At 68.5% G+C, this 1,355-nt stretch carries 1 protein-coding gene; it reads left to right on the top strand.

Going from position 1 to position 1,355, the window contains the following annotated elements; genetic code table 11:
* Window positions 1-5: 5 nt before the first annotated feature.
* Window positions 6-1,355: sugar porter family MFS transporter (locus tag ADL25_RS10670; RefSeq protein ID WP_059127435.1), on the top strand; the 1,350-nt coding region annotated here is incomplete at its 3' end.

Below are 1,355 nucleotides of genomic sequence, written 5' to 3'. Positions count from 1 at the left end.
CACACGTGACCAGCACAGCGCAGGCACCTCAGCCAGGAGCCGGGACGGCTCAACCCGATCATCTCGGGCACGTCATCTTCATCGCGGCGGCGGCCGCGATGGGCGGCTTCCTCTTCGGCTACGACAGTTCCGTGATCAACGGCGCCGTCGAGGCCATCCGGACCCGGTACGACATCGGGTCCGCCGCGCTGGCCCAGGTCATCGCCGTCGCCCTGATCGGCTGCGCCATCGGTGCCGCCACCGCCGGCCGCATAGCCGACCGCATCGGCCGCATCCGGTGCATGCAGATCGCCGCCGTCCTCTTCACCATCAGCGCCGTCGGTTCCGCGCTGCCCTTCGCGCTGTGGGACCTCGCCCTGTGGCGCATCGTCGGCGGCTTCGCGATCGGCATGGCCTCCGTGATCGGCCCCGCCTACATCGCCGAGGTCGCTCCGCCGGCCTACCGCGGCCGGCTCGGCTCCTTCCAGCAGGCGGCGATCGTCGTCGGCATCGCCATCTCGCAGCTGGTCAACTGGGGTCTGCTGAACGCCGCGGGCGGCGACCAGCGCGGCAAGCTGATGGGCCTGGAGGCCTGGCAGGTCATGCTCGGCGTCATGGTCGTCCCGGCCGTCCTGTACGGTCTGCTCTCCTTCGCCATCCCCGAGTCCCCGCGCTTCCTGCTCTCCGTCGGCAGGCGTGAGCGCGCCCGGGAGATCCTCGCCGAGGTCGAGGGCAAGGACGCCGACCTGGACGCCCGTGTCGCCGAGATCGAGCACGCCATGAAGAGCGAGCACAAGTCTGCCTTCAAGGACCTGCTGGGCGGTGGCTTCTTCTTCAAGCCGATCGTCTGGATCGGCATCGGTCTGTCCGTCTTCCAGCAGTTCGTCGGCATCAACGTCGCGTTCTACTACTCCTCGACGCTGTGGCAGTCGGTCGGCGTCGACCCGGCGGACTCCTTCTTCTACTCGTTCACGACGTCGATCATCAACATCGTCGGCACCGTGATCGCGATGATCTTCGTGGACCGCGTCGGCCGCAAGCCGCTCGCGATCATCGGTTCGGTCGGCATGGTGGTCGGCCTCGCCCTGGAGGCCTGGGCGTTCTCCTCCCACCTCGTCGACGGCAGGCTCCCGAGCACCCAGGGCTGGGTGGCCCTGGTCGCAGCGCATGTGTTCGTCCTCTTCTTCGCCCTGTCCTGGGGTGTGGTCGTCTGGGTCATGCTCGGCGAGATGTTCCCGAACAGGATCCGTGCCGCCGCCCTGGGTGTGGCCGCCGCCGCGCAGTGGATCGCCAACTGGGCCATCACCGCGAGCTTCCCGTCGCTGGCCGACTGGAACCTCTCCGTGACCTACGTGATCTACGCGGTCTTCGCCGCG

Origin of the sequence: Streptomyces sp. NRRL F-5122 (genome assembly GCF_001507435.1) — a bacterium.
In the GTDB taxonomy this organism is placed as follows: Bacteria; Actinomycetota; Actinomycetes; order Streptomycetales; family Streptomycetaceae; genus Streptomyces; species Streptomyces lannensis.
The sequence above is the reverse complement of the archived record's forward strand: the minus strand, read 5'-3'. Positions and strand labels throughout refer to the sequence as shown.